The sequence below is a fragment of the Gymnodinialimonas phycosphaerae genome, from assembly GCF_019195455.1.
GTDB lineage: Bacteria > Pseudomonadota > Alphaproteobacteria > Rhodobacterales > Rhodobacteraceae > Gymnodinialimonas > Gymnodinialimonas phycosphaerae.
This window is the reverse complement of record NZ_JAIMBW010000001.1, coordinates 1,369,092-1,382,191: the sequence shown is the minus strand read 5'-3', so window position 1 is coordinate 1,382,191 and position 13,100 is coordinate 1,369,092. Positions and strand designations below refer to the sequence as shown.

The window sequence follows — 13,100 nt, the reverse complement described above, 5'->3', positions numbered from 1 at the left end:
GGTCTTTCCTGTAAGATTTGCGCAAGTTGACGTCGATCCCACTGCCTCAGCCAAGCGGAGAAATTGATGCGCCACCCCTTCCTTGCTCCCTCAGCCCTCAGGTCCCTGCCATGACGCGAGTGGTTTCAATCGGCGAATGCATGGTGGAGATGGCGCCTGCGGGCGCGGCGGCGACCTATGGGATGTCCTTCGCGGGCGATACGTTCAATACCGCGTGGTACCTGGCGCGCCTGGCGCCGGGCTGGCAAGTGGATTTTCTGACCGCCGTCGGCACCGACAGCATTTCTGACAGCTTCATGTCCTTTGCGGCGGAAGCGGGCATCGGCACGCGGCATATGATGCGTCGCGCCGATCGCGGCCTCGGCCTTTACCTGATCGAGTTGACCGACGGCGAACGCGCCTTCCACTATTGGCGTGACACCTCGGCCGCGCGCACCTTGGCCGACGAAGAAGAGTTGCTGACCCAGTCCCTTCAAGGCGCCGACATCGTGTTTTTCAGCGGCATAACCCTTGCCATCCTGTCCGAAGAGGGGCGTGAGGTTTTGTTCGACGCGATTTCCGAGGCGCAGGCAGGCGGCGCGGTCGTTGCGTTCGACCCCAATATTCGGCCAAGACTCTGGTCCGACGAGGACGAGATGCGTGGCGCGATCATGGAAGCGGCCCTCAGCTCGGACATCGTGCTTCCTTCTTATGATGAAGAAGCGCACCACTTCGGGGACGCAGATCCGAAGGACACCGTGGCGCGCTATCTGTCAGCGGGGGCGACCAGCGTCGTGGTCAAGAACGGCGGCGGCGATGTGCATTTTTCCTGCGGCGGAGAGGCGGGCGTCTTTACGCCGTCCCCCGTTGAAAAGCTGGTAGATACAACGGCCGCGGGTGACAGCTTCAACGCGGGCTTCCTCGCGCACCTGATCGCCGGGAATTCGGCTGATGAGGCGGTCGCAGCGGCCTGTGCTGTTTCGGGCCAGGTGATCCAGGCCCGGGGTGCGTTGGTGGACAGCATCGCCTGAGCCTTGGGGGGCTACGTGTTTCGGTTCATCCATTCCTCTGACTTGCACCTCGGGAAATCTTTCGGGAACTTCCCCGAGGACGTGCGCGTGCGTCTGCAACAGGCACGGTTGGAGGCGATCGGCACCTTGGCGGCGACGGCCCGGCAATCGGGGACACGCGATGTGCTTCTGGCGGGGGATACCTTCGACAAGTTGAATGCCGCGCCGAAGGTCATTCGCGGTGCGATCAACGCCATGAAAGCGGCTGATGACGTCCGCTGGTGGGTGATGCCCGGCAACCATGATCACGCCAATGCGTCTGAGCTGTGGCGGACCTTCACCCGTGACGCGCCGGAAAACGTTCACGCACTCCTGCGGCCCGAGCCTGTGGCGTTGGCAGAGGGTGTCGTCTTGCTGCCTGCGCCTCCCACGGAACGCCACCCGGGCCGCGACCTGACCCAATGGTTCAACGATGCCGCCACCGGCGATGCGCTTCGCATCGGTTTGGCCCATGGCTCCATCCGGGGGTTTTCCGCCGAAGAGGGCGGCGCCTCGATCCTGTCGCCCGACCGGGCGCGGGACGCGGGCCTTTCGTACCTGGCGTTGGGGGATTGGCATGGGCAGCTGCAAGTCAATGAAAACACGTGGTATTCTGGCACGCCCGAGGCCGATAGCTTCAAGCACGCCGCGTTGCCTTCGGCCTTGGTGGTTGAGTTGGACGGTGCCCATTTACGCGTTACGCCGCAGCCCACGGCACGCCTGACGTGGCGCACCGTGGCGGTCGACTTGTTGGGAGACGAGGCTGAAGTGCCTCTGCCTTCGGAGGATCGGACAAATACGTTAATGGCGTTAACGCTTACGGGCCGTGCGCGTCCCGCTCTGCGGCAACGGATCGAAGCGGACTTCGATCAGGCGGCACCGGATTTCCTCTGGGCTGACCTTGATCTCGACGCGCTGTCGTTGATCCACGACACGACGGATCTGGACCGGATCGACCGCCAAGGGGCCTTGCGCGCGGCGGCCGAGACCTTGGCCGCCGAGGCCGATGACCCGTCACTGGCCCCTGATACACGCGCGACGGCCCAAGCGGCATTGTCGCTGCTTTTCTCCTATACCGAGGAGGCCTGAGATGCGCTTGCGCGCCCTCCACCTCGGCAACGTGCGCAAATTCGCGGGCCAGCGGGCGTCGATCACCGGGATCGGGGATGGCATCACCGTGGTCTCGGAAGCCAATGAGTTTGGTAAATCCACCTTCTTCGATGCGCTGCACGCGTTATTTTTCGAGAAGTACAGTTCTGCCGGGAAGCCGGTCAAAAGCTTGCAACCCTATGCCAAGGGCGGTGTCGAGGTCGCCGCCGAGATCGAGACCGACGCAGGCCTCTTCCGGGTGGAAAAGACTTTCCTGAAAGCTTCGGGAAGTGCCCGGATTTTGCGCCTGCCCGGCGAGGCCGTCATCGCACAAGATGACGAAGCCGAGCGCTGGCTTCAGGATGTTTTGGGCTCTGACAAGAACGGGCCTGCGGGCCTATTGTGGGTGCGCCAAGGCGTGACAGGGCTGGAGGGTGACGGCAAGGCAGAGACCGTCAAGCAATTGGAAACACGTAAAGATCTGCTGTCGTCAGTAAGTGGTGAGATTGACGCCATGACCGGTGGGCGGCGCATGGACCGGGTGATGAAGCGTGTCGCGGACGAGTTGAAAGGGCTGGTGACGGCGACGGGAAAGCCCACGGCAGCGTGGCGCACGTTGCTTCAGGGTATCGCGGCGATGGAGCAGGATCTTGCGACCTATGAGGCGCAGATTTCCAAACTGTCGACGGCCCTGAACGGGCGCCGCGAGGCCGAGGCGCAGTTGATTGCGCTGGAACTTCCCGAGGCAAAAACCGCCCGCGCGGACGCCTTGGCGTCGGCGCAAGACGCATTCTCAAGGGCCAAGGCCCATGAAGGCCGGTTGGAGCGGGCCGAGCAGGATCACAAGCTGGCCCAGATCGAAGCGCAGGCCACGCGGGCCCGGTTGGATGGATTTCTCTCGGCCGTTGATACGTTAACGGCGGCGCAGGACGCGGCCGAGAAGGCCGAGGGCATCGCGGCCGAGGCGGGGGCTGAAAGCGCGCAATGCGACGCGATCTTGGCAGAGGCACGCGCCGCGAGGGCTCTGACACAGGCCGCCGTTTCTAAGGCCCAATCGGATCAAGAGGCCACGCGCCGACAGGTAGCGGCGCGGGCAGCGAGGACCCGATCTGATGACTTGAAGAAGCGCTTGGAAGATATTGAAGACGCTCAGAAAAGCCGCGACAAATCAGCGGCGCTGGCTGCGGCCTCGAAAGCCACACCGGAGTGGTCGAAGCGGGTCGAACAGGCGGAGAACGCCGTCGCCATGCAGACCGCCGCCGTCACCCAGCGCTCGGCTTCTGTGCGCATGAGCTATTCGGGAGATGTCGTCGTTACCCGAGACGGCGGGCCCCTTCCCGGAGGCCAAGAGGTGGTGCTAAGCGGCCCGACGGAGTTAACCATACCGGGCGTCGGCACGATGGTCTTGCAGGTTCCCGATGCGGGCGATGCAGACCTTGAAAGTTGCGTGCGTGCCCGTGATGCCGCGCTTGCAGTCGCCGGGGCGAGATCGCTTGAAGAGGCGCGCGAAATGGCCGCGCGCCGCCAGCAAGCGGTAACTGAACGCGACACCGCCGATGCGATCTTGAAGACCCTCGCGCCCGATGGAACGGATGGATTACGCGCCGAGAAGGCCTTGGCTGATCTGGCCGCCGAGGGGGCCAACGACGACCCGTTACCCTCGGCCGAAATCCTGGATGCGGCGCTGTCCGAGGCGCAGGCCCACGACAGGGCGGCCGAAATCGCGAAGGAGGATGCCGAGGTGTCCGCCAATCAAGCGCGGGAGGCCGCGATCCGCGCTCAAGCCGCCGTGCAGGGGGCAGAGCAGATGCTACAGAAGGCGCGCTCGGACGCCGGGCCCGAGGAGGGGCGCGATGCGCTGCGGACCGAATTGATCCGCGCCGATGCGCAGGCCGCTGAAGCACTGGCAGGCCGTTTGCATGCCCTTGAAGATCTGCGCGCCAAGGCCCCTGACATGGTGACGGCGGCAGCCGAATTGACCCGGGCGCAAGCGGCACAAAGCACCGCTGAGGGGCAGATCCAGACCCTGCGCGAACGGGTCGCGGCGCTGTCTGCAGAGATCCACGCCCTGTCGGAGGCCGGGGTGGAGGAAACCCGCGATACCCTTGCAGGAGAACTGGAAACGGCCCGCGCCCAAGAGACGCGATTTGCCGCCAAAGCTGCGGCACTGTCCCGCCTGCAATCGGCTTTGGAGAATGAGCGTACCGCCGCGCGCGACACCTATTTTGGTCCGGTGCAAAAGGAACTGAAGCCGCTTTTGGCAATCCTTTACGATGATGCAGGCCTGCAGTTCGATACCGATAGCCTGCTGCCCACAGGCCTGTCGCGGGCGCAGGCTGACGAACGGCTCGACAACCTGTCCGGCGGCACCCAAGAGCAGATCGCGATCCTGACCCGGTTGGCTTTCGCGCGGCTGTTCAAAGGGCAGGGGCGGCATATGCCGATCGTTCTGGACGACGCGCTGGTGTATTCGGACGACGGGCGGATCGTGAAAATGTTTACGGCGTTAACCCGCGTAGCCGAGGATCAGCAGATCCTTGTTTTCACCTGTCGCACCATGGCGTTTGTGTCCCTTGGCGGCACGCGGCCCGAGGTCACGATCCGTGACCTTTGAGCAGATCCGCACCTTCCTTTGGGTCGCGCGGTTGGGCGGGTTTCGCAGGGCATCTGACCGGCTGAACCTGTCGCAACCCGCCGTCTCGACCCGGATTTCGAACCTTGAGGATGAATTGCAGGTATCGCTTTTTGAACGCGGCCCCGGCGCCTTGGTCTTGACGAAACACGGCCAGCAACTTCTGGCCTATGCCGAGCAGATGTTGTTCGTCGAGGAAGAGATCAAGAACCGTGTCGGTAACGCCGCCGAGACCGAGGGCTTGTTTCGCATCGGCGCCTCGGAAACCATCGCGCAGGCTTGGTTGCCTGAATTTCTTCAAGCGTTTTCCAAGGCCTACCCAAGGGTGAACGTGGATTTGACCGTCGATATTTCGGGTGCCCTGCGCGACGCGCTGGTGGAGAGGCGGCTCGACCTGGTGTTTCTGATGGGGCCGATTTCCGAGTTCTCGGTCAAGAACACGGCCTTGCCGCAGTTCGATTTGCATTGGTATCGCGCCACACATCTTACCGACGTTAACCTGGGCGAGATCCCGGTGATTTCCTACTCCTCCAAGACCCGGCCCCACCGAGAGCTGACCAGCGAACTGGCCCGGCGGGTCGGGCCAAAGATGCGGGTGTTCTCATCGGCCTCGCTTTCGGCAAGCTTGCGGATGATCGCGGCCGGCATTGCCGTGGGACCATACCCGCGCGTGCTTGCTACCCCGTTTCTGGAAGCGGGGCAGGTGGTGGAATTCGACCCCGATCTACCCCTCTCGCCGCTGGAATTCACCGCGTCATATCTGGCGGAGCCGCGCAGTTTTCTTGTGGAGAACAGCGCCGAGATGGCGTGCGAGGTGGCCGAGCGGTGGCATCGTCAGCACCCAGGCTAGCCATTCAATTAATCTATCACTCGATATACAAAATGATAATTTGATCCAAGGGCAAGGCCCGTGTGAAGCTACATCAGACCATGTAGGGGGCCTTGATGACATTGCAGCGCACGGCTGACGCGGCCATGATCCGCGCGGATATCCGAACTGGCGCGTTCACCGGCCATACCTCGGGCATGGCGCCCGGCAAGTTGCAGTGCAACCTTGCGATCCTGCCCGCCGTGCACGCTTTGGATTTCCTTCGGTTCTGTCAACGCAACCCCAAGCCGTGCCCCGTGGTCGGCGTAAGTGAGACTGGCGATCCGATGCTGCCGACGCTGGGTCGGGACATCGATATCCGTACCGACGTGCCGCGCTACCGCGTCTTCCGCGACGGTATTCTGAGCGGAGAGGTTAACGACATTAAGGATCTATGGCGCGACGATCTGGTGACGGTTGCGCTTGGGTGCTCTTTCACCTTCGAGAACGCGCTGATCCGTGCGGGCATCCCGGTGCGTCATATCGAAGACGGGGTGAACGTGCCGATGTTCCGCACCAATATCCCGCTGGTTCCTGCCGGTCCCTTCAAGGGCAATATGGTCGTGACAATGCGCCCGATCCCTGAAGCGATGGTCGAGCAAGCCCATGAAATCAGCGCGAATTTTCCCCAAGCCCACGGCGCGCCGATTGCCAAAGGCGACCCGCGCGCCCTCGGCATTCAGGACCTCTCAATGCCGGACTACGGCGATGCGGTCGCTGTGAAACCCGGCGAGGTGCCCGTCTACTGGGCCTGTGGTGTCACCCCGCAGAACGTGCTTCTTGATGCGCGGCTGCCGCTGTGCATCACCCACTCCCCCGGTCATATGCTGATCTCGGACGTGGCCGAAGACGCCGAAACCCCGATCTACCACCCATAAAAAACACAACATGGAGAAGACTATGAAACATCTTACAGCCATCCTTGCCGCCACGACCGCGCTTGCGGGCGCAGCGCATGCGCAAGATCTGTCCGTCGTAGGCAGCTGGTCGGGCCTGCCGCTTCACGGCCAATATGAGGCGCCGTTCTGGTCCGAGACCATGCCCGCCGCAGGCTTCAACGTGGAGCTGACCACGCACAACCAGATGGGTCTGGGCCTGTCCGAAATTTATCCGCTTCTGGGTCAAGGCGTCTATGACGTGGCCATGACCGTGGCCGACTACGCGGTGGGTGACGCGCCCGAGTTGGAGGGCCTCGACGTGCCGCTTCTGGCTTTGACGGCGGACGAGGCCCGCGCGATGGTGGACGCCGCGCGCCCCATGGTCAGCGACATCTTCCGCGACCGGTTCAACGCCGAAGTCCTCGCCATCGCGCCCTATCCGCCGCAGGTTGTCTTCTGTAACGCCGAGATCAGCGGCCTAGACGATCTAGAGGGCTTGCAGGTCCGCGCCTCTGGCCGGATGACCGCGCTGTTGCTGGAGGCTTTGGGCGCCGAGGGCGTGAATGTCAGTTTCTCCGAAGTGCCGGGCGCGTTGCAGAACGGTGTTGTGGATTGCGCGGTCACGGGCGCGGGTTCGGGGTATTCCGCGGGCTGGTGGGAGGTGTCGACACACCTGCTGCCGATCCCGCTCGGGGGCTGGGACAGCGTGGTGACGGCGATGAACCTCGACACCTGGAACGGGCTGAGCGAAGAGCAGCAGGCCACCCTTCGATCCGAGATCGTCAGCGGGTTCGAAGACCCGGCATGGGCCTCGGCCCAAGATGCTTTGGTCAACGACATCGCCTGCCTGACGGGCAATGGAGAGTGTCCCGCGGGCGAGGCGCGCGACATGATCCTGGTGGAAGTTTCCGAGGCTGATTTCACCCGCGCCCGCGATGTGCTGACCGGCACCGTTTTGCCCGATTGGGCCGAGCGGGCGGGCGGCGATTGGGCCGAGCGGTGGAACGCCTCCGTCGGTCAGGTCGTGGGTGTCACGATCGAGTAAATCCATGGGCTTGCGCGGGTGCTCAAGCTTGAGCACCTGCGTAACCTATTGAAAAGAAAGAATACCCATGGAACTGGTTCTCATCGACCGGCTGCGACGCCTCAACAGGTTAATCGCGTTGACCGTTGGCATCGGCCTTCTGGGCGTAGCGACATTCGTCGTGCTCGACATCGTGATGCGCCAGTTCGGCGAGGGGTTCGGCGGCACCGATGAGATTGCGGGCTACACCATGGCGCTCGCCACGGCATGGGGCATGGCCTACGCGCTGCTGGAACTGGGCCATGTGCGCATCGACCTGCTGCGAAGCCGGACCGGCACCACCGCCAAGGCGCTGTTCGATCTGTTCGCGATGATCTGCATGTCGGGCGTCGTCGTCGCCATCGCCGTGAAGGCCTGGCCCGTGGTGGAGCGCGCGATCACCAACCAAAGCCGCGCCAACACGCCGCTGGAGACCCCCCTGATCTGGGTGCAGGCGCCCTGGTTTGCGGGCTGGGTCTGGTTCGCCGTGATGTCCTGCCTCGTGACACTTTGCGCGCTGAGCCTTGTCGTGAAAGGACGCTTCGCGGAAACCGAGCCCTTCGTGGGCGCCTTCGCAGAACAGGACAACCTCTGATGGTCACCTATATTTCAGTCTGTCTTCTGGGGCTGCTCGCGCTGTCCATTCCTGTTGGTATCGTGTTGTTTTTGCTGGGGTTCGGGGTGGATCAATTCTTCTCGAATTTCCCGCTGTCGCGGGCGTTGGGGAACATGGTCTGGACGTCTTCGAACTCTGCCACCCTGATCGCGATCCCCTTCTTCGTACTGCTGGGGGAGGTGCTGGTCCGATCTGGCGTGGCGACCCGCACCTATGCCGCGTTGGACCGTTGGGTCAGCTGGCTGCCGGGCGGATTGGTCCACGCCAATGTGGCCACCGCAACGATGTTTTCGGCCACCTCCGGGTCGTCCGTGGCAACCGCCGCAACGGTTGCGACCGTGGCGATGCCGCAAGCCGAAAAGCTGGGATATGACCCCAAGTTGTTCTCGGGCGCGATTGCGGCGGGGGGCACCCTTGGCATCATGATCCCACCGTCGATCAACTTGATCGTCTATGGCTTCCTGACCCAATCCAGCATCCCGCAGCTGTTCCTCGCGGGGCTGATCCCCGGGATCGCCCTGGCCTTCGCCTTCATGGTGGTAGTCGCGATTATCTGCCTGATCCGGCCCGAATTGGGGGGCGTGCGCCGCACCTTCCCGTTCCCGCAAATGCTAAGGGCGTTGATAGATCTGATCCCGATCCTGATCCTCTTCGGTTTGATCGTCGGCTCTATCTACCGCGGATGGGCCACCCCGACGGAGGCCGCAGCGGTGGGCGTCGCGGGCGCGTTCGTCATCGCAGGCGCGTTTGGCGGCATCAATTTCACCATGATCCGAGAGGCGCTTCTGGGCACCATCAAGATCACTTGCATGATCATGCTGATCGTCATCGGTGCGTCGTTTCTGAACTTCACGCTGGCCTCTGCCGGATTGGGCCGGGAATTGACGGAGTTCATGGAGGGGCTTGGCCTGGGCCCGCTCGGCTTCATCATGGTGGTCGTGGTCCTCTACATCTTGCTTGGTTTTTTCATCGAGACGCTTTCACTGATGGTGGTCACCATTCCGATCATCGTGCCGATGGTGCTGGCGCAGGGCTATGACGCGATCTGGTTCGGTATCCTGATGATCGTCCTGATCGAGATGGCGCTGATCACGCCGCCCGTGGGCCTGAACCTCTACGTGGTGCAGGGTGCGCGAAAATCCGGATCCCTCAATGAGGTCATGTTGGGGGCCATTCCCTTTGCGCTGGTCATGCTGGCCATGGCGTTCGCGCTGATCGCCTTCCCGCAAATCGCGCTTTGGCTGCCGAACGCGCTGCAATAGCCGGTTAACACCGTTAAGACATTGACTGCGGACACATCGGTGGACCGCAAACAGAGGAGAAGCGACATGTGGCAATTCTGGGTCGACCGTGGGGGCACCTTCACCGATATCGTCGCCAAGACGCCCGAAGGCACCTTGCGCACCCACAAATTGCTGTCGGAAAATCCCGAGGTCTACGCCGATGCCGCCGTCCATGGCATTCGTGAGTTGCTAGGGCTGACGGCTGATGACGCCTTTCCGGAAGGGCAGGTTAACGCCGTTAAGATGGGCACAACGGTCGCCACCAACGCGCTTCTGGAGCGCAAGGGGGAACGCACGCTGCTGCTGATCACCCAAGGCCAGCGCGACCTGCTGCGCATCGGCTACCAGAACCGGCCCCGGCTGTTCGACCTCAACATTCAACTGCCCGAACTGCTCTATGAAGACGTGGTCGAGGTCACGGAGCGCCTTGCCGCGGATGGAGAGGTCATTACCCCCCTCGATGAAGGTGCCGCCGCGCGGGATCTGCAAGATGCGTTTGACAGCGGCTATCGCTCGGTCGCGATCGCGCTGATGCATTCCTACCGGTTCGCGGACCATGAACGCCGCCTTGGGGCCATCGCTCGCGACATCGGGTTTACGCAAATCTCGCTCAGCCACCAGGCGAGCCCCCTGATCAAGCTGGTCGGACGCGGCGATACGGCTGTGGTCGATGCCTACCTCTCGCCGATCCTGCGCCGCTATGTGGACCAGGTGGCTGGCGCGCTCAGCCAGGACGCGCGGTTGATGTTCATGCAATCCAACGGCGGCCTGACGGATGCTTCCATGTTTCACGGTCGTGACGCGATCCTGTCGGGTCCGGCGGGCGGTGTCGTCGGCATGGTGCGCACCGCGGCCGAACTTGGCTACGACAAGCTGATCGGCTTCGACATGGGCGGCACGTCGACGGACGTGTGCCATTATGCGGGCGAATATGAACGCTCGTTCGAAACCGAGGTTGCGGGCGTGCGGATGCGTGCGCCGATGATGTCGATCCACACGGTCGCGGCGGGGGGCGGGTCCATCCTGTCCTACCGCGATGGCCGGATGCAGGTGGGCCCGGAGTCGGCCGGCGCCAATCCGGGGCCGGCAGCCTACAGGCGGGGCGGGCCGTTGACGGTGACAGATTGCAACGTGCTGCTTGGCAAATTGCAACCGGATCACTTCCCAGCGGTCTTCGGGCCAAACGCGGACCAGCCGCTGGACGCAGATGTGGTGCGGCGGAAATTCGAGGCGCTGCGCAGCGAGATCGGCAGCGAGAAGAGCGTCGAAGACCTGGCCGAGGGGTTCCTGCGCATCGCGGTGGAGAACATGGCGAATGCAATCAAGAAAATCAGCGTCCAGCGTGGCTATGACGTGACGAAATACACGATGAACTGCTTTGGCGGGGCGGGCGGGCAACACGCCTGTCTGGTCGCCGATGCCCTTGGAATGGAACGGATTTTCATCCATCCCTTCGCGGGCGTTCTGTCGGCCTTCGGCATGGGATTGGCGGATATTCGGTCAATGAAGGAACAGCAATGGGGCGCGTCGATCCGCGACGATGCCAGTGCCGCAATGGCAGCGTTGTCCGGCACCGCCCAGGATGAGGTGGCCGCGCAAGGCGTGGCATCGGCAGATATCCATGTGATCCAGACCGCCCATATTCGCCCCCGGGGTGCGCAGCAAAGCCTCTCGGTCCCGTTCGGTGCCAGCGCGCAGATGACCGAGGCCTTCGCGACGGCCCACAAACAACGCTTCGGCTTCGCGCCGGACACGTCCGATCTTCTTCTGGATGTCCTTGTGGCCGAGGCCGTGGGCGAGACCGGGGAAGGGGTCTCCTTGCCCGATCCGGGCGCGCAGGCGCGGCAGGAGACGCCCGTGCGCTGCGTCTCGGGTGGTACGTGGCAGGACATTGCGCTGGTGGACCGCACGACGCTGGCGGTGGGCCAATCAGTGGACGGGCCCGCGATCCTGACGGAGCCCACCGGCACCAACATGATCGAGGCCGATTGGCGCGCAACGGTGGCGCAAGGCGGCAACCTGATCCTGGAACGGACGACGCCGCTCAAGCGTGCAGAGGCCATCGGCACGCATGTCGATCCGGTCATGTTGGAGGTCTTCAACAACCTTTTCATGTCGATTGCCGAGCAGATGGGGGCGACGCTGGCCAACACGGCTTATTCGGTCAACATAAAGGAAAGGCTCGATTTTTCGTGCGCCATCTTTGACGAACACGGCGATCTGGTGGCCAATGCGCCCCATGTGCCCGTGCATCTCGGGTCGATGTCGGAAAGCGTGCGTACGGTGTTGAAGACCAACGCGGGCAAGATCCGCCCCGGCGATGTCTTCATGATGAACAACCCGTTCAACGGCGGCACCCATCTGCCCGATGTCACCGTCATCACGCCCGTGTTCGAGGGCGAGCGCATCGTCTATACCGTCGCTTCGCGCGGGCACCATGCGGATATCGGCGGCAAGACGCCGGGCTCCGCCCCGCCCGACAGCCGCGTGATCGAGGAAGAGGGCGTCGTGATCGACAATTTCCTTCTTGTAAAAGAAGGCACCCTGCGCGATGCGGAAACCCGTGCGCTTCTGGCCTCGGGTCAATATCCCTGCCGGAATATCGAAGAAAACATGGCCGATCTGGCGGCACAGATCGCCGCCAATGAAACCGGCGCGGAAGAACTGCGCAAGATCACCGCGCAATTCGGGCTGGAGACGATCCACGCCTACATGGGCCACGTCCAGGACAACGCAGAAGAAAGCGTTCGGCGCGTGCTGGACGTGCTGAAGGACAGCAATTTTACCTATCCGCTGGACGATGGCGCGCAGATCAAGGTGCAGATCAGCGTGGACAAGGCCGCCCGCGCTGCGACGCTGGATTTCACTGGCACCAGCGCGCAGTCGGAATTCAACTACAACGCCCCGCTGGCGATCTGCCGGGCTGTGGTGCTGTACGTGTTCCGCACGCTGGTGGGCAGTGACATTCCGATGAATGAGGGGTGTTTGAAGCCGCTGAACCTGATCGTGCCCGAAGGCTCGATGATCAATCCCTTGCCGCCTGCGGCCGTGATCTCGGGTAATACCGAGGTCAGCCAAGCCATTGCCGACACGCTTTACGGTGCGCTTGGGGTGATCGCGGGCAGTCAGGGGACAATGAACAATTTCGTCTACGGCAATGATAAATATCAGAATTATGAGACGATTTGCGGCGGCACCGGCGCGGGGGACGGGTTCAACGGCACCTCTGCCGTGCATTCCCACATGACCAACACCCGCATGACCGACCCGGAGGTGCTGGAGACGCGGTTTCCCGTGCGGGTCGAGGAATTCTCGATCCGGGACGGCTCGGGCGGGGCAGGGCGCTGGCAGGGCGGGGAAGGGATCACGCGCCGGTTGCGCTTTCTTGAGGCGATGACGGTCACGGTCCTGACGTCGCACCGCAAGGTGCCGCCCCATGGCATGAACGGCGGCGGGCCGGGGGGCGTGGGCGAAAACCTTGTGACCCGCGCCGACGGCACGGTAGAGCCTTTGCAGGGCAATGATCAGGCCGAGCTTGCGCCGGGCGATGTCTTCACGATGCGCACGCCCGGTGGCGGCGGCTTTGGCGCGCCGTAGCTGTCAGGAGGAACGGGGGACGCAGCGGCCAGCCCCCGCGGGGCGT

Annotated in this window: 9 protein-coding genes; all 9 read left to right on the top strand. The window is 63.2% G+C overall.

Going from position 1 to position 13,100, the window contains the following annotated elements; genetic code table 11:
• Positions 1–110: 110 nt before the first annotated feature.
• The 9 genes from KUL25_RS06720 to KUL25_RS06680 all read left to right on the top strand — a co-directional run bounded on the left by KUL25_RS06720 (position 111) and on the right by KUL25_RS06680 (position 13,054).
• Positions 111–1,010 (top strand): sugar kinase, encoded by a 900-nt coding sequence (locus tag KUL25_RS06720; RefSeq protein ID WP_257892237.1) that lies wholly within the window; start codon positions 111–113, stop codon positions 1,008–1,010.
• A 15-nt stretch (positions 1,011–1,025) separates the two neighbouring features.
• Positions 1,026–2,117 carry a metallophosphoesterase family protein gene (locus tag KUL25_RS06715; RefSeq protein ID WP_257892236.1) on the top strand — a complete coding sequence of 364 codons (1,092 nt, stop codon included), beginning with the start codon at positions 1,026–1,028 and terminating at the stop codon, positions 2,115–2,117.
• A gap of 1 nt (position 2,118) precedes the next feature.
• Positions 2,119–4,731, top strand: coding sequence for an AAA family ATPase (locus tag KUL25_RS06710; protein ID WP_257892235.1), 2,613 nt, complete (start codon positions 2,119–2,121; stop codon positions 4,729–4,731).
• Positions 4,721–5,599 carry a LysR family transcriptional regulator gene (locus tag KUL25_RS06705; protein WP_257892234.1) on the top strand — a complete coding sequence of 293 codons (879 nt, stop codon included), beginning with the start codon at positions 4,721–4,723 and terminating at the stop codon, positions 5,597–5,599. Before KUL25_RS06710 ends, KUL25_RS06705 begins: the two co-directional genes overlap by 11 nt.
• Before the next feature lie 95 nt (positions 5,600–5,694).
• On the top strand, positions 5,695–6,495 hold the full coding sequence (locus KUL25_RS06700) for a putative hydro-lyase (RefSeq protein ID WP_257892233.1): 801 nt from the start codon (positions 5,695–5,697) through the stop codon (positions 6,493–6,495).
• Between the two features lie 22 nt (positions 6,496–6,517).
• Complete coding sequence (locus KUL25_RS06695; RefSeq protein WP_257892232.1) at positions 6,518–7,540, top strand: TRAP transporter substrate-binding protein; 1,023 nt, start codon at positions 6,518–6,520, stop codon at positions 7,538–7,540.
• A 67-nt stretch (positions 7,541–7,607) separates the two neighbouring features.
• Entirely contained in the window at positions 7,608–8,153 is a 546-nt protein-coding gene (locus KUL25_RS06690; protein WP_257892231.1) for a TRAP transporter small permease subunit, read from the top strand.
• Positions 8,153–9,436: a TRAP transporter large permease gene (locus KUL25_RS06685; RefSeq protein ID WP_257892230.1), complete on the top strand. Its 1,284-nt coding sequence runs from the start codon at positions 8,153–8,155 to the stop codon at positions 9,434–9,436. Before KUL25_RS06690 ends, KUL25_RS06685 begins: the two co-directional genes overlap by 1 nt.
• 66 nt (positions 9,437–9,502) lie before the next feature.
• Positions 9,503–13,054: a hydantoinase B/oxoprolinase family protein gene (locus tag KUL25_RS06680; protein WP_257892229.1), complete on the top strand. Its 3,552-nt coding sequence runs from the start codon at positions 9,503–9,505 to the stop codon at positions 13,052–13,054.
• Positions 13,055–13,100: the final 46 nt, after the last annotated feature.